The 19,951-nt window shown below is 52.7% G+C and carries 25 protein-coding genes; 24 read left to right on the top strand and 1 reads right to left on the bottom strand.

The window, feature by feature from the left end; genetic code table 11:
• Positions 1 to 34: 34 nt before the first annotated feature.
• Positions 35 to 1,063, bottom strand: coding sequence for a hypothetical protein (locus tag FBQ85_10540; GenBank protein ID MDL1875587.1), 1,029 nt, complete (start codon positions 1,061 to 1,063; stop codon positions 35 to 37).
• A gap of 449 nt (positions 1,064 to 1,512) precedes the next feature.
• Between FBQ85_10540 and ypdA the strand changes: the two genes are divergently transcribed.
• From ypdA to FBQ85_10420, 24 genes are all read left to right on the top strand, one after another.
• Positions 1,513 to 2,526 (top strand): YpdA family putative bacillithiol disulfide reductase, encoded by a 1,014-nt coding sequence (gene ypdA / locus FBQ85_10535; GenBank protein MDL1875586.1) that lies wholly within the window; start codon positions 1,513 to 1,515, stop codon positions 2,524 to 2,526.
• An 86-nt stretch (positions 2,527 to 2,612) separates the two neighbouring features.
• Entirely contained in the window at positions 2,613 to 3,176 is a 564-nt protein-coding gene (locus tag FBQ85_10530) for a hypothetical protein (GenBank protein ID MDL1875585.1), read from the top strand.
• A 39-nt stretch (positions 3,177 to 3,215) separates the two neighbouring features.
• Positions 3,216 to 4,610 (top strand): dihydrolipoyl dehydrogenase, encoded by a 1,395-nt coding sequence (gene lpdA, locus FBQ85_10525; GenBank protein MDL1875584.1) that lies wholly within the window; start codon positions 3,216 to 3,218, stop codon positions 4,608 to 4,610.
• A 170-nt stretch (positions 4,611 to 4,780) separates the two neighbouring features.
• The gene (locus FBQ85_10520) at positions 4,781 to 5,899 is read left to right on the top strand and encodes an isocitrate/isopropylmalate dehydrogenase family protein (GenBank protein ID MDL1875583.1); all 1,119 of its coding nucleotides are present in this window, start codon (positions 4,781 to 4,783) and stop codon (positions 5,897 to 5,899) included.
• Positions 5,900 to 6,011: 112 nt separating this feature from the next.
• Entirely contained in the window at positions 6,012 to 6,365 is a 354-nt protein-coding gene (locus tag FBQ85_10515; GenBank protein ID MDL1875582.1) for an NADH-quinone oxidoreductase subunit A, read from the top strand.
• Positions 6,356 to 6,832 carry an NADH-quinone oxidoreductase subunit B gene (locus tag FBQ85_10510; protein ID MDL1875581.1) on the top strand — a complete coding sequence of 159 codons (477 nt, stop codon included), beginning with the start codon at positions 6,356 to 6,358 and terminating at the stop codon, positions 6,830 to 6,832. The genes FBQ85_10515 and FBQ85_10510 overlap by 10 nt, the downstream gene beginning before the upstream one ends.
• A gap of 92 nt (positions 6,833 to 6,924) precedes the next feature.
• Positions 6,925 to 8,787 (top strand): NADH-quinone oxidoreductase subunit D, encoded by a 1,863-nt coding sequence (locus tag FBQ85_10505; GenBank protein ID MDL1875580.1) that lies wholly within the window; start codon positions 6,925 to 6,927, stop codon positions 8,785 to 8,787.
• A complete protein-coding gene (locus FBQ85_10500; GenBank protein MDL1875579.1) occupies positions 8,784 to 9,263 on the top strand; it encodes an NAD(P)H-dependent oxidoreductase subunit E in 480 nt (159 codons plus the stop codon). Before FBQ85_10505 ends, FBQ85_10500 begins: the two co-directional genes overlap by 4 nt.
• Before the next feature lie 11 nt (positions 9,264 to 9,274).
• Positions 9,275 to 9,535, top strand: coding sequence for a DUF4160 domain-containing protein (locus tag FBQ85_10495; protein MDL1875578.1), 261 nt, complete (start codon positions 9,275 to 9,277; stop codon positions 9,533 to 9,535).
• Positions 9,536 to 9,549: 14 nt separating this feature from the next.
• The gene (locus FBQ85_10490; GenBank protein MDL1875577.1) at positions 9,550 to 9,822 is read left to right on the top strand and encodes a DUF2442 domain-containing protein; all 273 of its coding nucleotides are present in this window, start codon (positions 9,550 to 9,552) and stop codon (positions 9,820 to 9,822) included.
• A 4-nt stretch (positions 9,823 to 9,826) separates the two neighbouring features.
• Positions 9,827 to 10,042 (top strand): hypothetical protein, encoded by a 216-nt coding sequence (locus tag FBQ85_10485; protein MDL1875576.1) that lies wholly within the window; start codon positions 9,827 to 9,829, stop codon positions 10,040 to 10,042.
• Positions 10,043 to 10,199: 157 nt separating this feature from the next.
• Complete coding sequence (nuoF, locus tag FBQ85_10480; GenBank protein MDL1875575.1) at positions 10,200 to 11,495, top strand: NADH-quinone oxidoreductase subunit NuoF; 1,296 nt, start codon at positions 10,200 to 10,202, stop codon at positions 11,493 to 11,495.
• Between the two features lie 51 nt (positions 11,496 to 11,546).
• The gene (locus FBQ85_10475) at positions 11,547 to 11,834 is read left to right on the top strand and encodes a hypothetical protein (GenBank protein MDL1875574.1); all 288 of its coding nucleotides are present in this window, start codon (positions 11,547 to 11,549) and stop codon (positions 11,832 to 11,834) included.
• A 13-nt stretch (positions 11,835 to 11,847) separates the two neighbouring features.
• Positions 11,848 to 12,216 (top strand): hypothetical protein, encoded by a 369-nt coding sequence (locus tag FBQ85_10470; GenBank protein ID MDL1875573.1) that lies wholly within the window; start codon positions 11,848 to 11,850, stop codon positions 12,214 to 12,216.
• A gap of 8 nt (positions 12,217 to 12,224) precedes the next feature.
• Positions 12,225 to 13,889 (top strand): 2Fe-2S iron-sulfur cluster binding domain-containing protein, encoded by a 1,665-nt coding sequence (locus FBQ85_10465; GenBank protein MDL1875572.1) that lies wholly within the window; start codon positions 12,225 to 12,227, stop codon positions 13,887 to 13,889.
• Positions 13,890 to 13,891: 2 nt separating this feature from the next.
• The gene (locus FBQ85_10460; GenBank protein ID MDL1875571.1) at positions 13,892 to 14,971 is read left to right on the top strand and encodes an NADH-quinone oxidoreductase subunit H; all 1,080 of its coding nucleotides are present in this window, start codon (positions 13,892 to 13,894) and stop codon (positions 14,969 to 14,971) included.
• Positions 14,972 to 15,081: 110 nt separating this feature from the next.
• The gene (locus FBQ85_10455; GenBank protein MDL1875570.1) at positions 15,082 to 15,639 is read left to right on the top strand and encodes an NADH-quinone oxidoreductase subunit I; all 558 of its coding nucleotides are present in this window, start codon (positions 15,082 to 15,084) and stop codon (positions 15,637 to 15,639) included.
• A 37-nt stretch (positions 15,640 to 15,676) separates the two neighbouring features.
• Positions 15,677 to 16,210: an NADH-quinone oxidoreductase subunit B gene (locus FBQ85_10450; GenBank protein MDL1875569.1), complete on the top strand. Its 534-nt coding sequence runs from the start codon at positions 15,677 to 15,679 to the stop codon at positions 16,208 to 16,210.
• Positions 16,210 to 16,809, top strand: coding sequence for an NADH-quinone oxidoreductase subunit C (locus FBQ85_10445; protein MDL1875568.1), 600 nt, complete (start codon positions 16,210 to 16,212; stop codon positions 16,807 to 16,809). Before FBQ85_10450 ends, FBQ85_10445 begins: the two co-directional genes overlap by 1 nt.
• A 2-nt stretch (positions 16,810 to 16,811) precedes the next feature.
• A complete protein-coding gene (locus FBQ85_10440) occupies positions 16,812 to 17,384 on the top strand; it encodes a 4Fe-4S dicluster domain-containing protein (protein ID MDL1875567.1) in 573 nt (190 codons plus the stop codon).
• A 22-nt stretch (positions 17,385 to 17,406) separates the two neighbouring features.
• Positions 17,407 to 17,664 (top strand): DUF4160 domain-containing protein, encoded by a 258-nt coding sequence (locus FBQ85_10435; GenBank protein ID MDL1875566.1) that lies wholly within the window; start codon positions 17,407 to 17,409, stop codon positions 17,662 to 17,664.
• A gap of 13 nt (positions 17,665 to 17,677) precedes the next feature.
• Positions 17,678 to 17,959: a DUF2442 domain-containing protein gene (locus FBQ85_10430; protein ID MDL1875565.1), complete on the top strand. Its 282-nt coding sequence runs from the start codon at positions 17,678 to 17,680 to the stop codon at positions 17,957 to 17,959.
• A 225-nt stretch (positions 17,960 to 18,184) separates the two neighbouring features.
• A complete protein-coding gene (locus FBQ85_10425; GenBank protein ID MDL1875564.1) occupies positions 18,185 to 19,330 on the top strand; it encodes an NADH-quinone oxidoreductase subunit D in 1,146 nt (381 codons plus the stop codon).
• A gap of 127 nt (positions 19,331 to 19,457) precedes the next feature.
• A partial coding sequence (locus FBQ85_10420; protein MDL1875563.1) for an NAD(P)/FAD-dependent oxidoreductase occupies positions 19,458 to 19,951 on the top strand: 494 nt, incomplete at its 3' end.

Genomic DNA, 19,951 nt, shown 5'->3' with positions numbered 1-19,951 from the left:
CAGGCTTCACAGGCTGGTTGGGTGACGGGCAAACTCATGAGGCTTTCTCCTGACGATGAATGTAAACCAGATTCGCTTGATCCTGGCGCAGCGCAATCAAAGCGCCGCGAATGTTATAGGCTTTGGGATTGCCGCTGGCGCTGGACAGCTCTGCCGAAATCGTTGTGCCCGGCACGATGCCGAGATCCATCAGCCGCCGGCGCTGCAAACCGCGGCAGTTTTTTGAAATGCCGAGCACCACGCCGGATTCGCCCATGGCCAGCGAACTCAAGGATTCGTGCGGGCCGATCATTTCGTGCCCATTGGACAAGGTCACGACGCTGACATTCGCCGCGGCCACCGGCGCCAACCGGACTTCCTCGCCATTGGCAATAAATTGAATGCGCTCGGCGGATTTATCCTGCACACGAATGATCATGCCCGGATGCAATCCCTGCGCCGCTAGTTGCGCATAGATGATTGCCGGCTCATCTTCAATGTGAACGATGCGGCCGAGTTCACCGGCCGGCAGATCGGTGAGAGGCATGTCTTGCTGTTGCGGCAATTCACCACCGGGAGTTGGAATGGGGTCGCCGTGCGGATCGAGCAGAGGATTGCCCATTTGCACGGCCAGCGCTTCGGCTTCTTCCAGCGTCGTATTGTGTTCGCGGCGTTCGGCCTCCGCATGCCATTCCGTGGCAGCCAGCCCCGTCTCATCCGCGAAATAACGTTCCCAGAGGCGGTGGACACGAATGATGCGCAGCGCATATGAGCGGCCATCCGCTGTCAGCGCAAAGCCGTTTTGTTGGGAAGTGATCAAACCAAGGACTTCCAGCTTGGTGAGCAGTTTCGCGGCGTGATCATTCGTGATGCTCAACGCGCCTGACAAACTTTCGAGTGTGGCAATGAGGCTTTTGTACTCTTGATGATAAAGATGCTTGAGCGCATCTTCAATCAGGACTTTTTCATTCGTGCGTTTGAGCTTGCGCAATTGCCAAATCAAACCATACGACGGCCAAAAGATCAAACACGCCAGCGCCACCAGCCCGATAGCGCTAATCAATGCAAGCAAAGGATCAGTCATAAGACAGCACCAGGTGATTTCACTAGATTTTCGAAAAACAAAATAGCGTTGAGAAGATGTTTGGAAATTTCGAATCAGTGAGGTGAATTTACATCCTAAAATAAAATTTAGGATTGGCTAAATTTAGCATTCCAACACCACTCTATCAAGCGAAATTTTTATTTGTCATAAAATTTCAGTAACAACTTTGAGAAAGTTTAAATTCATGCGATAGTTAATCGCGATCACAAGCGAAAACGCCGGCAATCGAATTGTGTACGTGATGCAATATTTCATCCAAATGACGGCAAAATCCAGGAATCTCAGTGCAGGTAAATAGCCCTTGCTTTGCTGAGGAGAATTCTTTATAATACCGCGACTTTTTTGTTTATCATGATAAATGCTTGAAGATAAAAGCGCGAACGGAGTTGGGAAAGAGCTTGTTAGCCGTGAGACAAGCAAGAGGTGGAATGGAACGCAACTCACGATTGGATACTTTGATTATTGGCGCCGGGCCGGTTGGGCTGGCTTGTGGTATTGCAGCACAGCGCAGCGGCCTATCTGCGGTTATTGTTGAGAAGGGTGCGGTGGTCGACGCGCTTTACCGCTTCCCGAAGCACATGCGTTTTTTTTCAACGCCCGAGTTGCTTGAAATTGGCGGCGTTCCGTTCATTGTTTCCGGCGATAAACCAACCCGTGCGGAGGCGCTGAATTATTATCGCCGTGTGGCGCAGCACTATCAGCTCAATCTGAAACTTTACGAAGAAGTTTTGCGCGTCACACGTGCCCGCGATTCTTTTGAAATTGAGGGTTCGGCCGGCACGTATCGCGCTGCGTGCGTGATTATTGCAACCGGTTTTTATGATCACCCGAATGCCCTCAATATCCCCGGCGAAGACCTTCCGAACGTTTCCCATTATTACACCGAGCCGTTTCCATTTTTTCAGCGCAAAGTTGCCATCATCGGCGGCAAAAATTCTGCGGTGGAGGCGGCGCTGGATTTGTATCGTCACGGCGCGGAGGTCACCCTGATCCATCGCGGCGCGGAAATCCGGCAAAGCGTGAAGTATTGGATTTTGCCCGACATTCTCAATCGCATTCAAGAGGGCAGCATCAAGGCGCTGCTCAACACGCGCGTCACGCGCATCGCCGCTGACGCCCTCACCGTGCAAAATGACAAGGGCGAAACGTCAACGGTGAAAACCGATTTTGTGTTCGCGCTTACCGGTTATCATCCGGATTATGATTTTCTCCAGGCCTGCGGCGTTGATATCGGCGGCGACGAGTTGATCCCGCGCCATGATCCGGAGACGTTTGAAACGAACGTGCCCGGGCTGTATGTGGCGGGCGTCGTGGCCGCGGGCAAGAATGCCAATAAAATTTTCATAGAAAATGGCCGCGAACATGCTAAGGTGATTATTCGAGATATTGTGCGGCGATTAAAACCAGCCCCCGAGGCGCAGCCGGAAACGTTTTGGGTTTAGTGAGAGCTTGTTGCAAAAAACAACGCTTTATTTTTAGGCGCCGGCGCGCTTGCAGAACAATCATCGGTAAAACGTGAGGAATGAGCATGTGGCAAAAATTCTTTGTTAAATTGAGCGCGGTCCTCGTTGGCGTGTTACTCATCGGCGGCACTTGCACGCCTCCTGCGCCGCAGCAACGCCCGGGCAACGCCTACGACGGATCGGCCTATTGGGCGCGAGACATTGCGCAGCCGTTAATCAGCGGCTTTGCCTCCGATGCACAGATTTACACGATTTCCGGTGTACAGGTTTTTAAAGACGGCCGGCTGCCGGCGAATCAGGGCAGTTGGGGAATTGTGGCGTGGAGCCCCTCTCAGCAAAAAGAATTTCAAGTGAATGTACGGCACAACGGCACGACTTCCACGAGCACGCGCGCGCAAGCGAACGCGCCGAGCGCCAATAACCAGCCGTTGCCTGCGGGCTGGGTCAATAGCACCGACATTTTCAATGCGACCGCTTCCCATCGCGACCCGGGAGCAACGGTAGCGACGTTGGCCGTGTTCAACATCGCCACATACGACGGGCCGCATTGGGGGTTAAATTTCAATACGGGAACCGAACCGAATCATTACGTGAATTTTGACGGAACCTATCTCGGCACCACGCCGTGAATTTTTTATGAGATTTTCGCAATAATCGAGGAGTAACGATTGAAAGAATTCGATCTCGTCATTGTCGGCGGCGGCCCGGGAGGATATGTTGCCGCCATTCGCGCGGCACAACTGGGCATGAAAGTCGCCGTTATTGAAAAAGACAAACTTGGCGGCCTCTGCCTGAACTGGGGCTGCATTCCCAGCAAGGCATTGTTGCGTTCCGCGGAGGTGTACCATCTGCTGCAGCATGTGCAGGATTTTGGTTTGAGCGTCTCGAATATTTCATTCGAATGGCAGAAGATCATTCAACGCAGCCGCAAGGTTTCCGAGCAGATCAACAAAGGCGTGCATTTTCTATTTCGCAAGAATAAAATCGAGCATATTGACGGCGCCGGACGCTTGCGCAAGGGCAATGTCGTCGAAGTCACCAAAGACGGCAAGGCGGTGGGCGAATACAAGGGCAAGAACATCATCATCGCCACCGGCGGTTCTCATCGCACCATTCCGGGCGTGGCTCTGGACCGCAAGCGCGTGATTACGAGCACGGAAGCAATGATCATGTCCGAGATGCCCAAAAGCATGATCGTCATTGGCGGCGGCCCGATTGGCGTTGAGTTTGCGTATTTCTACAATGCGTTCGGCTGCAAAGTCACGATCATCGAAATGATGCCGCAAATTCTTCCGCTCGAAGATGAAGAAGTCGTCAAAGCGCTCACCGCGAATTTCAAAAAGAGCGGCATGACCATCGCAACCAACGCCAAAGTGAGCGGCGTCAACGCAACCGCCAAAGACGTCACGGTCAGTTACACTGTTGACGGCGCGGAAAAGAGTGTTACCGGCGAGGTTGCCCTCATGGCAATCGGATTCTCCGGCCAGACCAGCAATCTCGGCCTGGAGGAGGCTGGCATTACCGTTGAGAAATCTTTCATCAACGTCGACCGCCGGAACTACAGCACCAATGTGCCGGGAGTATATGCGATCGGAGATGTGATTGGCGCGCCGTTGCTGGCGCATGTGGCCTCCGCGGAAGGCATTACCTGTATCGAGCATATAGCGGGCAAAGCGCCGCATCCGGTGAATTACAACAATATTCCCGGCTGCACCTATTGCCAGCCGCAAGTCGGCAGCGTGGGTTTGACGGAAAAGCAGGCGCGCGAAAAGGGTTATGACGTTGCCGTCGGGCGGTTTCCGTTCCGGCCGCTGGGCAAGGCCGTTGCCGTTGGTGAAACTGAGGGATTTGTCAAGCTTGTGGTTGACAAAAAATATGGCGAAATTTTGGGCGCGCATATTCTCGGCAGCGAAGCCACGGATTTGATCGCTGAATTGGTGGCTGCGCGCGCACTCGAAAGCACGGTTCATCATTTGGCGAAGATCGTCCACGCGCACCCGACATTTACTGAAGCCGTTATGGAAGCCGCCGCCGACGCTTTGGGCGAGGCGATTCATATTTAGTGTTGGTGCGAAGGCACGCTGCTTTTTGTAGATGTTCTCGCAACGGCTTGGCCGTGGCATTTAAACCTCAAGAGTTCGCGCGCCCGAGTCGCAACGACGCCCGCGCAGCCGGGTTGGGGCGTTTTCGGACGGACACGAGTTAAGGACTCATGTTTGGTATGTAATGCAACATGGCCAAGTACAAGATCGGATGGTTGCCCGGGGATGGCGTTGGCAAAGATGTGATGGAAGCAGCCGGAATCGTTCTCGACAAGCTTAAGCTTGACGCGGAATTCCTCCCGGGCGAGGTCGGCTGGCACTTTTGGTGTACCGAAGGCAATGCGCTGCCGGAGCGCACCATCACAATGTTGCAGCGCACGGACGCCTGCTTGTTGGGCGCGATCACCAGCAAACCGCAGGAAGATGCGGCGCGCGAGTTGCGTCCGGAATTGCAGGGCAAGGGCTTGACCTACCAAAGCCCGGTGCTTGAGTTGCGACAGGCGTTCAATTTGCACACGAACATCCGGCCTTGCAAGGCGTATCCCGGCAATCCCTTGAACTTTCGTCCGGATATCGACATCGTTGTTTTTCGCGAAAACACCGAATGCTTGTACGCCGGCGTTGAGTTTCACCCCATGCCGCGCGAGTTAATGAATGCGATTGTCGCGCATCAGGCAAAGGCGCAGCGTTTTGCCCGGTTGAATCCGGAGGATGTTGCGGTGTCGTTGCGTTTTATGACGCGCCAGCGCTGCCACAGTATTGCGCGCCAGGCATTTGACTTTGCCCGGCGCAAAGGTTATCGTTCGGTAACCGTGGTCGAAAAACCGAACGTCACGCGCGCCACCAGCGGCATGCTGATTCGCGAAGCCCGGCGGTTGGCGAAGCGGTACCCGGAGATTTATTTTTACGAAGTGAATATCGATCATCTCTGCATGTGGTTGCTGAAGAACCCGCAGCATTACGCGGTACTGGTCTCCAGCAATTTGTTCGGCGATATTCTCTCGAAAATGTGCGTGCAGCTCGTCGGCGGTTTGGGCTTCGGCGCGAGCGCGAATATTGGCGACAATTATGCCATGTTCGAGCCGATTCATGGTTCGGCGCCGCGTTTGGCCGGGCAATACAAAGTCAATCCCATCGGTTTGTTGATTGCGACGCGCATGATGCTGGAATATCTCGGCGAGCATGAAATGGCGCGCGCCCTGGAAAACAGTATTGCAACCACATTGGTGGAGGGCCGCGTGCTCACCGCCGACATGGGCGGTGAAGCCACGACAATCGACATGGCAAAGGCAATTGCCGAGCGCTTGTGAATCGCAAGTGGGCGGAGGGATTGATTGCAGAATAAGGTTGCGGTTGTGCTCGTTTTTTATGATAATCCGTTGGCTGTTGTCATCCATTTGGTCGGCCTATCGTGAGTGAATTATGAGCAGTCTTATCGCCGTTCTCGTAACGTTTGCCAGTTTGGCGGGACTGGTTTTGTTGATTCTTGGCTTGTCTTCCTGGCTGGGGCCGAAGCGCATGAATCCCGTCAAGGAAGTGCCGTTCGAATGCGGCTGGGCGCCCATCGCGGCGCCGAGTGATCGCCAGTCGATTCGATTTTATATGATCGCGATTTTATTCGTGCTTTTTGATATTGAAATTGTTTTTCTCTTTCCCTGGGCCACGGTTTTTCGTGAGCTTGGCCCGGGCGGCTTTTTTAGTATGATGATGTTTGTCGGAGTTTTGGTTATCGGATTGATTTATGCCTGGAAGCGAGGTGCTTTGGAATGGGATTAAGAAATGCGCTGGGCGGCGATAATTTCATCACAACGCGTCTGGATCAAGCCGTCGGTTGGGCGCGCAAATACTCACTCTTTCAATATCCTTTTGTGACGGCCTGCTGCGGCATGGAATACATGGCGCTTGCCGGCCCGCAATACGATCTTGATCGCTTTGGCGCGGCTTTGCCGCGTTTTACCCCGCGCCAGGCCGACGTGTTGTTCGTCGTTGGCACTATCAGCCAAAAGATCGCGCCGATCATGCGCCGCGTTTACGATCAGATGTGCGAGCCTAAATGGGTCGTCGCATTCGGCGTGTGCACCTGCACCGGCGGATTTTATGACAACTATTCGACCGTGCAAGGTATTGACACCATCGTGCCCGTCGATGTGTACATTCCCGGCTGTCCGCCGCGGCCCGAAACCGTGTTGCAAGGCATTATGCTGTTGCAGGAAAAAATCCAAAAACAGAAGCAAGAATACTAAATCCGGAACGTTGGCGGCTCGGATTGCCGGATTCAAACCAGCCCTCCAACGCGCCAGAGATTTGATCATCCTGAAATCCTTAATGTGAAATTATGTCCTGGCTGGAAGCAATTGTCCAAAAATTTCCTGAAGCGGCGAAAATCATCGCCTCTCCCGCCGGCGAGAATGTGCTGGAGGTGACGCGTGAAGCGTTGCCCTCTGTGTGTTTCTATTTGAAGAACGAGCATAAACCCGCGTTCAATTTTTTGATGGATCTCGGCGGCGTGGATTATCTCACGTTTCCGCAGCCGCGCCCGCAGCGCTTTGAGGTTTATTACAATCTTTTTGCCTGGCCCGCCAAGCTGCGCCTGCGCCTGCGCGTGCCCGTGCCGGAAAGTGATCCCATGCTGTTCTCGATTTCGCATTTGTGGGCCGGCGCGGGATGGTATGAGCGGGAAGCGTGGGATTTGTTCGGCTTTCGTTTCAAGGGTCTCGAAGATCATCGCCGGATTTTGTTGTACGACGAATTCAAGGGCCATCCGCTGCGCAAGGATTACCCCATCAATCGCCGGCACCCGCTCATCTCCAATGAAAAACTGGCGGTGCAGCAAAATGGCCACGCCAAAACATTTCGCATCAAAGAAAAAGTCGTCGGACAAAACACGCAGAATATGCTGCTCAACATGGGGCCGTCACATCCTGCCATGCACGGCGTCATTCACGTGTTGTTGGAGCTTGACGGCGAGCGCGTCGAGAACGCGGATGTCGGCATCGGCTATCTCCATCGCGCCTTCGAGAAAGACGCTGAAGCGGTAACGTATACGCAAGTGTTTCCCTACACCGATCGTCTGAACTATGTTTCGCCGTTGATCAACAATGTCGGCTACGCCATGGCGGTCGAGAAGCTCATGGGCCTGCAAATCACCGAGCGCTGCAAATACATTCGCGTCATCATGTCGGAAATCTCGCGCATTACCGATCATCTCACTTGCATCGGCGCGAACACCATGGAACTGGGCGCCATGACCGCCTTTTTGTATTTCGTCAAAGTGCGTGACATGTTCTACGAGCTCGTCGAAGAGATCACCGGCGCGCGGCTGACCGTGTCCTACGTGCGTGTTGGCGGCGTCAAAGCCGATCTCACGCCGACCTTTGGCGATAATCTGCGCAAGATTCTCCAAGAGCTTCGCATCGCCATGAAAGAGATGCACAAGCTGCTCACGCGCAACCGCATCTTCGTCGATCGCACGCAAGGCATCGGCGTGATCAGCAAAGAGATGGCGCTCGATTATGGATTCACCGGGCCGATGTTGCGCGCCAGCGGCATTGATTACGACGTGCGCAAAGCCGAGCCTTATCTGGTTTACGATCGACTCGATTTTGATATTCCGTATGGCGTGAATGGCGATAATTATGATCGATATCTCGTGCGCATGGAAGAGATCGAGCAGAGCATAAAAATTCTGGAACAATGCCTGAAGGACATCCCCGGCGGCGAGATCAACGTCGATCACGACGGCAAAGTGTTGCCCGCCAGCAAGATGGCCGACTACGGCAAATTCGGCCAAACGAAAGGCCTGCTGCAAATTCAAGCGCTGACTGATCCCACGCTTTCCGGCGGCAACTCGCGGTTGCGCGACAATATTTTCCCGAACGACAAACGCGCGGCCTTGCCGGCGAAAGAAAAAGTGTATGGCAGCATCGAAGGGTTGATGAATCATTTCATGCTGATCATGGAAGGTTATGGCATCAAACCGCCGGTGGGCGAGGCCTATCGGGCCGTGGAAGGCGCAAATGGCGAGCTGGGATTTTATGTGATCAGCGACGGCAGCGGCAATCCCTATCGCGTCGATGTGCGGCCGCCATGTTTTGCGCTCATGTCCGGCTTTCATGAAATGATCAAAGGCGATGCCGTGGCCGACATTATCGCGACCTTCGGAACCGTGAATATGATTGCAGGAGAATTGGATCGATGAGTTTGAATCTGTCGCAGGCTTCACTTGATCGTATTGCCGAAGTGTTGACACATTATCCTGCGGAAAACAAGCGCGCCGCGCTTCTGCCCATCTTGCATCTGGTGCAGGAAGAGAAGGGCTATATTCCTGTTGAAATGGAAGAAGGAATTGCGGCGCTGGTGGGTGTGCCGGTGGTGAAGGTGAAAGAAGTTCTTTCGTTTTATACCTGGTTCCGCCAAAAGCCGGTGGGCAAGTATCATTTTCAAGTGTGCCGCACGATCTCCTGCACGCTGCGCGGCCATCGCGAAATCATGACGCTTCTCGAGAAAAAACTCGGCATCAAAGATGGCGAAACGTCTGCCGACGGAAAATTCACGCTAACCGCGGTCGAATGCCTGGCCTCCTGCGAAACCGCGCCCATGATGCAATTGAACGAGAAGTACATCGACAACCTGACGCCGGAGAAGATTGATGAGATTTTGGCGGGGTTGAAATAAATTTTCTTCCAATGCCAACGATCAGCCGATTCTTTGGAATCGTCATTGGTATGTTTTATGACGATCACATTCCGCCGCATTTTCATGTAAAGTATGCGGAACATAGCGCTAAGGTTTCGATTGACACTCTTGAAATAACCGAAGGCCGTTTGCCTCGCCGGGTGTTGGCTTTGGTGTTGGAGTGGGCGGCTCTTCATCGCGATGAGTTACGACAAAACTGGCAACAAGCAAGAGCCGGTATGCCGTTGAACGATATCGAGCCTCTTGAATAGTCCGAGGTGATCCTATGATTTCCATCAAAAGTGTTAAGCCGCTAGAAAGATTCAACGTGTTACTAACATTCTCGAATGGTGATCAAAAAGTAGTAAATCTTGAACCTTTATTGAGAGGCCCGATTTTTGAGCCGCTGAAGAATGATCCGGAATTTTTTCGTTCAGTTCGAGTTGATGAAGAGTTGGGCACGATTGTATGGAGCAACGGTGCAGATATTGATCCTGACGTGCTTTATGGAACCCATGTCCCTGCTTGGATGGAAGAAGATAAAGCTTTGGCTTCATAGTCGCTTGAGCAAGGCAAGCATTGATACGGCCATTGTCACGCCGGCGCTCAACTCCGAAAATTCGATTGCGATAAATCAAAAAATTCTCAGTCGCGCTTCACGATACAATGTTGATTTGGAGCCGATTTGCTTTTCACCCGAAGAATTTGAGAAAGAAGAATTGCCCATCGTGCTCGACATCAAGCGGAATGGAATAAAAATCAGCGCACAACAAATTTAGCATGCACGAGCCAAAACCAAAAGCGCATCCCGCCGAGGCAGGACAGAGATGCAAAGAACCCGCAAAGAGTTTTTCTTTGCGTTCCTTTGCGGCTTTGCGTCTCTGCGTGAGAGCTTTTGCTTTTTTGTAGAGTTCATTTGCCAAGGACTGATCGAACATGACAACCAACGGCGGCATTCTCACGCCCCTGATCAAACAGAATTGCCAGACCCTGAAAAACTATCTCAGTGCCGGCGGCTATGAGGCGGCAAAGAAGGCGCTGGCCATGACGCCGGACGAGATCATCAATGAAACCATCAAATCCAACTTGCGCGGCCTGGGTGGCGCGGGCTTTCCCACCGGACGCAAGTGGAGTTTCATTCCCAAGCAATCGCCGAAACCGAAATATTTGGTAATCAATGCCGATGAAAGCGAGCCGGGCACCTTCAAAGATCGTTACATCATCACCCGCGCGACGCATGCCTTGATTGAAGGCATCATCATCGCCGCGAAGGCGATTGATGCGCACACCGCGTACATTTACATTCGCGGCGAATACGTCGAGCCGGCGCGCATTCTGCAAGCCGCAATTGATGAAGCCTACCAGAATAAAATCCTCGGCGACGATGTTCTCGGCACCGGTTACAAGTTGAATCTCTTCGTGCATCGCGGCGCGGGCGCATACATTTGCGGCGAGGAGACTGCGCTGCTGGAATCGCTTGAGGGCAAAAAGGGCTGGCCGCGCATGAAGCCGCCGTTTCCCGCCATCGAAGGCTTGTTTCGCTGCCCGACGATTGTCAACAACGTCGAGACCATTGCCTATGTGCCGGCGATTCTGAAAAACGGCGGCGACTGGTTTGCGAAACTCGGCAGCGAAAAGTGCGGCGGCTATCGCTTTTACAGCGTGAGCGGCCACGTCAACAACCCCGGTGTTTATGAGTTGCCGCACGGTACGACATTGCGAGAGATCATCAATCAAGCCGGCGGCGTGCGCAACGGCAAAAAATTGAAGGCCGTGATTCCCGGCGGTTCTTCCTCGCCGGTGTTGCGGCCCGAAGAAATTGATGTAAAAATGGATGTGGAATCTCTCGCCGCCCTTGGCTCGATGATCGGTTCGGCGGGCGTGATTGTAATTGACGAAGACACCTGTCTGCTCGACGTTCTGCTGGTAACCTCGCGCTTCTATCATCATGAAAGCTGCGGCCAGTGCACACCCTGCCGCGAAGGCACGGGCTGGCTCGATAAAGTGTTCACGCGCATGGCCCAAGGCAACGGCCGCATCGAGGACGTCGACAATCTGTGGAGCATCGCCAACGGTATTATGGGTAACACCATTTGCCCGCTCGGCGACGCCGCCGCCATGCCGGTGTTCGGCTTTATTAAAAAGTATCGTGAAGAGTTTGAAGCGCATGCAAAAACCGGGAAATGCCACACGGGTGAATATAGCAATTGGAAACCGGCGGTGAAGGCTTAAAGCCGAATTGTGGGGTAAGAAATGTCATCGCAATTGACATGACCCGTTTATGTGACTGATCGCTATGGGCATACAATCTACATGACCGAGGAACGTTGGCGGCATGCCAAACGGCATCGCGGTATGAACGATGAAATATTGCCGAAGGTGTTATCAACTCTGCGGGAGAGCAGGCGGCGGCAAGAAGAGCCTTTTTCTGATGTCTTCAGATATGAAAGACCGTTTCGCGGTTTGCCGCTCGGATATAAAAAAATCATCGTTATCGTAAAATTCGAGTTTGACCCATCCACTGTATATCGCGAAAACAACTTTGTGATGACTGCATACTTGCACTATTGAGATTGGTGAGCCTATGAAAGACATCTACTACGATGCAGAGGGAGATATCCTAACGGTTAATTTCCCGCACGCGAAAGTGAAAAAAGAAACGGGACTCGAAATCGCCGATACCATCGTTCTGTACTTCGACACTGTTGAAGAGAAACCCTTGCAAATGATTTTCATTTGCTATAACCGCTTGGTGCAATATTCTCGTCGGAAACCGATTGTGCTAGACAAGCTAGCTTCATATCCCAAGCGCCTTCAGCGTCTTGTGCTCAAACTAATCCAGCAGGCGCCGGTTTCAAATTTTTTAGAAGTGAAAGCTTTGGATAAAGACTCTCGCCACACGGTACGAGTTAAAAAATTGGTTCTGGAACCCAAATTATTGGAAGCAGCATAAGGTCACACATGCCCAACATCACCATAGATGGCAAACTAGTCGAAGTCGAAGCCGGCGCCACGGTCATTCAAGCTGCGGAAAAGCTCGGCATCGAGATTCCACGCTATTGTTATCATCCCGGCTTGAGTATCGTCGGCCAGTGCCGCATCTGTTTGGTTGAAATCGAAAAAATGCCCAAGCCGCAAGTCGCTTGCTACACGCCGGTGACCGACGGCATGGTTGTGCACACACAAAGCGAAAAGGCGCTGCGCGCGCGCAAAGACGTGCTTGAGCTGCTGCTCGTCAATCATCCGCTCGATTGCCCGGTGTGCGATCAAGCGGGCGAATGCTGGTTGCAAGAATATTACATGCGCATCGGCCAGTACGACAGCAAAATGGTCGAGAACAAAGTCAAGAAAGACAAAGCGCGCGACATTGGCCCGCATGTCATGCTCGATCAGGAACGCTGCATTCTCTGCAGCCGGTGTGTGCGCTTCTGCGATGAGGTTAGCAAAAGCTATGAGCTGGGCATTTTCAATCGCGGCGACCATGCGGAATTGGCGCCTTATCCCGGCAAGCAGCTTGATAATTTGTATTCCGTCAACACCGTTGATATTTGCCCGGTGGGAGCGCTCACGGAAAAAGACTTTCGCTTTGAAGCGCGCGTGTGGTATTTGGAGGCAACCAATTCGATTTGCCCGGGCTGCAGCACCGGCTGCAATATCGCGGTGCACACGAATACCAATCGCACGCATCATGCCGAAGGCCGCCGCGTTGTGCGTCTGAAGCCGCGCTACAATCCCGAAGTCAATCAATGGTGGATGTGTGACATCGGGCGCTATGCGTTCAAGGGCGTCGATGATCCCTCGCGCATTTCTGCGCCGATGATGAAACACGGCGAGCAGTGGCTGGAGACGACGTGGGAGGTGGCGGTTGACGCGGTTGTGCAAAAAATCAAAAACGCGCTGCCCGGCCGTGCCGGCGTGTGGTCCTCGCCGCAACTTGCGAATGAAGATTTGTTCGTGCTGAAGAAATTCATCGACAGACTCGGCATTCAGAACGTTGCCACGAAACTTGCGCCGCGAGAGAAGCCAGTGAGCGATGCTTTCTTAATCAAAGAAGATCGCCACCCCAACACGCGGGGCGCGGAGCTGATGGACTTTTCCGTCGCCGCGCAAGATTCGCAGAATCTCCTGCAAGAGGCGGCGGACGGCAAGCTGGCCGTCTTGTTGATCTTTCATCACGATCTCACTGACGGCTTTGCGCAGGAGACTATCGCCAAGGCTTTGCAAAAAGTGCCGACGGTGATTTTCATCGGAACGAATCGCCATGCCACCAGTGATCTTGCTCATGTTTTATTGCCCGCGGCAGCCTGGCCGGAGAAGCACGGCACCTTCACGAATTTTGCCGATCGTGTGCAGCGTTTGTATGCCGCGGTTGCGCCGCTCGGCGATGCGCGGCCGGAATGGCAGATTCTAAAAATGCTCGGCAAGCAATTGGGCGTGATGAGTCCTTACCTCGAAGCCGAAGACGTTTTTAATGCGCTCGCGCAAGAGATTGCGGCGTTCCACGGCATGTCGTATGAGACGATGGGCGAGGTGGGTCATAAAATCGGTGAAGATCTCAACGTGGTGAAGGCTCGACGATTGAACCAAGTGCAAGATAAGCTGCGTGTGATTCCAATTTTTGGATAGTTATGACTGACATCATTGCAACCATTCTCAAATTCCTTTTTTTTGTTCTTCTCTTCGTGTTCAACACAGCGGCCTTGTTGACCTGGGTTGAACGCAAACAAAGCGCGCTTATGCAAGATCGTGTCGGCGCGAACCGCGCGAAGATTTTCGGACTGCGGCTTTTTGGCCTGTTCCACATCATTGCCGATTCGTTGAAAATGTTTTTTAAAGAAGACTTTCGGCCCAAAGGCGCAGAAAAGTTTTTGTTTTCGATTGCGCCCGGGATCAGCATGTTTTTTGCGGTTGCCGCCTTTGCCGCGATTCCGTTTGCCGATACGCTCATAGTCGGTGAAACCGCGCATCCGATGCAAATCGCGCCGTTGAATGTCGGCATTCTCTACGTTTTTGCCACGATGTCCATGGCGGTTTACGGCGTGGTGCTTGGCTCATGGGCGTCGAACAACAACTATTCGCTGATGGGCGGCTTGCGCGCCTCGGCCCAGATGATTTCTTACGAGGTTGCAATCGGGGTCTCGATTATCGGCGTATTGATGGTTTATCAAACGGTCAATTTGCAGGAGATCGTGCGCGCGCAAGGCAATCTGGCTTGGGGCTGGATTCCGAAGTGGGGCATTTTCTTGCAGCCCATCGGGTTCCTGCTTTTTTTAACTACCGGCATTGCGGAAACGAAGCGCATTCCCTTTGACGCGCCTGAAGGCGAAAGCGAGATCATCGGCTATCATATCGAATTCAGCAGCATGCGTTTTGGCGTATTTTTCCTGACGGATTTAATTGAAACCGTGCTGATCGCGTGTATCACCGTCACACTTTTTCTTGGCGGCTGGCAGGTGCCTTATTTAGCCGCAGCAGGTTTTGAATTTCCCTGGGGCGGGACGCTGGCCTTGTCGAATCCGGTGGTAACCCTCTTGCAGTTTTTGGCCTTTTCGATTAAAGTCGCTATCTTGCTTTGGTTCATGATGTTGATTCGCTGGACGCTGCCGCGTTTCCGTTATGATCAAATCATGTTCATCGGCTGGAAAATCCTGCTGCCTTTGGCGCTTATCAATGTTTTTGTAACGGCGGCAGTGATTGTGTTTTTATAAAAGATGTTCCTGGTTGCTGGCCTCCTAACCTTTCAAATGAGCAAACCACGCGGGACAGCAACCGGCTCTGAGTAATCCAAAACCAGCAACGCAAATCCTGTAACGGCACTATGAACGTTCACGACAAATATAAACCGCTAACTTTTTGGGAAAAAACTTATCTGCCGCGCGTTTGGGACGGACTCGTGCTCACGATGCGGCATTTCTTTTTCAATCTCTGGCATTTCTTCTTGGCGAGTATCGGCGTCAAACGCGAATGGAAGGGCGCGGTGACTTTTCAATATCCCGAAGTGCGCCGCCCGATTTGGCCGCGTTTGCGCACGCTGCACCGTCTCACCAAGCGCGAGGATGGTTCGCCACGTTGCGTTGCGTGCATGATATGCGAGACGGTTTGCCCGGCAAAATGCATCTACATCGTCGCCGGTGAACGCCCGGAAAAGCAGATTGAAAAAGTGCCCCGGCAATTCGATATCGATCTCGGCAAATGTGTGTTTTGCGGTTACTGTGTGGAAGCCTGCCCCGAGGATGCCATTCGCATGGACACCGGTATTCTTGAGTTCGCCTCGTACGGCCGCAACGGCATGTTGCTCACCAAAGAGATGCTGTTGAGTTTCGAGCCGAAGAAAGAGCATTATACCTCACGGACGGATTTGGTGGAAACAACTTAAATTATCTCGCAGAGCGGAGGAACGTATGAGCCGACCGATGCCGCCTTTTCTCGATAAAGAAAAGCGTTTTCTCGAAGAAGGCCGCTATGGCGACAATGTGATCGTCACTTCTGTTGATTCCCTTTTGAATTGGGCGCGTTTATCGTCCGTGTGGCCGATGACGTTTGGCCTGGCCTGCTGCGCCATCGAAATGATGGCGGTGGGCGCTTCGAAATACGATCTCGATCGCTTCGGCGCCGGCGTGTTTCGGCCCAGCCCGCGCCAAACGGATCTGATGATCGTTGCCGGCACTGTCACCATCAAAATGGCGGAGCGCGTGAAAGTGTTGTATGAGCAAATGCCCGAACCGAAATACGTGATGTCGATGGGCAGTTGCGCCACCTGCGGCGGGCCTTACTGGAAGCATGGGTATCATGTTTTGAAAGGTGTTGATCGCATCGTGCCCGTCGACGTTTATGTGCCGGGTTGCCCGCCCCGCCCCGAAGCCTTGCTCGATGGTTTGTTGAAGTTGCAGGAGAAGATGCGGCGTGAAAGCATGATTCGACGCAAACTCACGGAGGCGGTAAAATAATGACACCCGAACAGATTGCGCAAAAATTGCAGGAACGCTTCGGCGATCAGATTCTTGCATTCCAGGCCGACGTGGTTGATCCGTTTGTCAAGGTCGCGCCGGAAAACATTCTCGCCGTTTGTAAGTTTTTGCATGAAACCCCGGAGCTTTATTTTGATATGTGCCACGACGTTGCCGGTTATGATCTCGGCGCCGGCAAAGAACTCGGAGTGATATATCATCTTTTTTCATTCCGCCACAAACACTGGTTCACGGTAAAAACCGAAATGCCGCGCGAGGGCGCGCATCTTCCCACCGTATCGTATCTTTGGCGCACCGCGGATTGGCACGAACGCGAAATTTATGATCTCTTTGGCATCACCTTCGACGAGCATCCCGATCCTCGCCGCATTCTTTGTCCGGATGATTGGGAAGGCTCGCCCCTGCGCAAAGATTACGTCGTGCAGGAATATTATCACGGCATCCGCGTGCCGTATGACGAAGACTGGCACAAGTTCGAAACGTTCGGCGTCAACCCGGAGCGCGGCCATTTCGTCTTTGCCTTTGAAAAGCATCTTCCCCCCAACGGCAACGGCGCTTCCGCAGAGAAGAAGGAGTGAGCATGGTTACATATTTTAAAGATGTGTTCAACGGCATTTTCACGGTTTTGATCGGCATGATGGAAACCTGGAAGCATCTGTTTCGGCCGGCAACCACGCTGCAATATCCCCACGTGCGGTTCGAACTGCCGCCCGGCACGCGCATGCAGCTCTTTAATAATGTTGATGATTGCATTGGCTGTTACAAATGCGCGCGCATTTGCCCGGTGGATTGCATCTACATCGACACCGTCAAAGCCAAGCCCACCGAGGATCTCGGCAAAGCCTCTACCGGCAACCCGATTCGCCAGCATGTTGTGCGTTTTGACATTGATATGTTCAAATGCTGTTATTGCGATCTTTGCACCACGGTTTGTCCGACGGAATGCCTTTACATGACGGATAAATACGAAGCCACGGTGTATGAACGCAGCAACGGGATTTTTCATTTCTCGAAATACGAACCGGCATTAGCGGCAAAAATGCTGGCCGAGCAAGCGTTGGAAGAAGCCGCGGCCGCAGCCGCCAAAGCGGCAAAAGCTGCCGCTGCGCCGGCAAAGCCCAAGCCGGAAGCGAAAGAACACGCGCACGCATAAGAATTCATCGGTAAGTTATAAAATGCCTGAGATTTCGAGATTCTATGGTATCGTGATTTTCATGAATTATAATGATTATGAGCCGCCTCATTTTCATGCGAGATATCAAGAGCAAGAAGTGACCATTGAAATTGAAACAGGTATCGTGCAAGGCAAGATGTCAAAACGGGCCTTACGGATGGCAATAGAATGGTTTGAAAAGCCTCAGGATGAGTTGACGCAAAATTGGGAACTGGCAAAAAGGCGCCAACCCTTGCAAAAAATATCGCCTCTGATTTAGAGCTGGAGAGAAAATGTTTTTGCATATTATCGACGTCACATATCTGTCAGGCTATAAGCTGCGATTAGCATTTGATAACGGCTCTGTTAAAGACGTTGACCTGCGGGATGAGCTTTTGGGTGAAGTCTTTGAGCCCTTAAAGAAGATCACTCTATTCAAGAAAGTGACGGTCAATCCCAATACCAAAACTATTGAGTGGCCGAATGGCGCTGATTTTGCGCCGGAATTTCTTTTTGAAATCGGCAAAGAGGTCAACCTCAAATCCAAGCACAAAGCGATACACACCCGAGTTTAAGGTTTCACAGCGCTTGGGCATCTTGAATCATGATATCATCGCTTCATTCATTCAAATCACGGCGCTCCTAATTCAAAAACGCAATTTTGATCATTAAGGAAATTCGACATGTTCGGCACACTCGGCAACATCTTCAAACGGCAGCGCTATTACTTCGAAGACGAAGGCAGCATGGTGGTTGATCTCGATCCGGCGACGGCGGTCGAAAAATATAACTACGAGATGATGGCCAAAGCGCGGGTGAGTAAAGATTTTCCCGGGGATGATATGATCGTCAACATGGGGCCGCAGCATCCCTCGACGCACGGCGTGTTGCGCCTGGAACTGGTGCTGGACGGTGAAATCGTCAAGAAATGCACGCCCCACGTCGGCTATCTGCACCGCAATTTTGAAAAGCATGCCGAGAACGTGGGGTGGAACGAGGTCATCCCCTACACTGATCGCCTCGACTATCTCGCCTCCATGAGCATGAATTGGGGTTATTGCCTCGCGGTGGAAAAATTGCTCGGGATTAAAGAGCTGCCCAAGAAGGTGGAGTATCTTCGCGTGATCTGCGGCGAATTCATGCGCATTGCCAGCCATTTAATGGCAATCGGCACCTTCGGGCTTGACGTCGGCGCCGTTACACCATTTCTCTGGGCTTTTCGCGATCGCGAACGCATTCTCGATTTGTTCGAATGGATTTCCGGCGCGCGCTTGCTGTACAATTACATCTGGATTGGAGGCCTCAGCCGCGATTTGCCCTCGGGCTGGCTGAAGCAGGCCAGCGAGTTTCTCGATGAGTTCGAAGGCAACATGAAAGAGTTCAATCGCCTGCTCTCCGGCAATCACATTTTCATCAAGCGTTCTTCGGATGTCGGCATTTTGCCGCCGGAGGTTGCCATCAACTGCGGCGCCACCGGCCCGGTGTTGCGCGGCAGCGGCATCAAGTGGGATGTGCGCAAAGACGAGCCGTATTCGATTTATCCGCAATTCGAATTCGAGGTGCCGGTCGGCGAGGGACTCTACGGCCCGGTTGGCTCCGTGTTCGATCGTTACTACGTTCGTATCAAAGAGATCGAACAATCCGTCAAGATTTTACGCCAGGCATTAAAAGAATGCCCGGAACAAGGCGATGTGAAAGAAGCGATTCCGCGGCGCCTGCGGCCGCCGGCGGGCACAGAATGCTACGTGCGCAGCGAAGCCCCGCGCGGCGAGATCGGTTTTTATTTGCGCTCCAACGGCAGCGATGTGCCCGATCGTGTGCGTTGCCGCTCCTCGTGCTTTGTGCATGTGAGTTTGCTCGATGAAATCAGCCGCGGCGCCATGGTGGCCGATATGATTTTGATCGTCGGCAGCATTGATATCGTGTTGGGGGAAGTCGATCGTTGATTTGATAAAATCATTTGCTGATATTCGCCCATGGAGGTGATCATCCCAAAGAAAAGTTTCATGCGGTTCTGTGGGAATTCTTCTCTGTGGGCGTTTTTTCTTCCACTCCTCATTACATCACTTTTACATGACCGAGTTTGACAAATTTCTCGGTATGAATCGCCCCATCACGCGGCGCGATTTTTTGCAGGGCATGGCGCTGGGCGTCGCGGGCGCGGCGCTTGCTTGTCAACGTCCCCCGCGCGTGAACGCTGCTGTGCGGCCGGCATTTTATCCTCCGGAAGCTTCCGGCTTGCGCGGCCAGGATATGGCATCCACCCAGCTCGGCCACCTCGTGCGCGATGACGTTTATCTGAATCAAAATGAAAACAGTGTTGATACCGGTGAAGCCTACGATCTTATTGTCATTGGCGCCGGGCTTTCTGGGTTGTCCGCAGTCCATGTTTATCAACAAGCCCAAAAGAATGCGCGTATTCTCCTGCTTGATAATCACGATGATTTTGGCGGCCACGCGCGCCGCAACACGTTTCATTGGAACGATTCCACGTTGATTGCGCCCGGCGGTACGTTCGCGCTCGAAGATGTGGATGTTTCACCGCCTCAAGCTATCGCAATGCTCAA

Source organism: Cytophagia bacterium CHB2 (assembly GCA_030263535.1).
Classification (GTDB): Bacteria; Zhuqueibacterota; Zhuqueibacteria; order Zhuqueibacterales; family Zhuqueibacteraceae; genus Coneutiohabitans.
The sequence above is the reverse complement of the archived record's forward strand: the minus strand, read 5'-3'. Positions and strand labels throughout refer to the sequence as shown.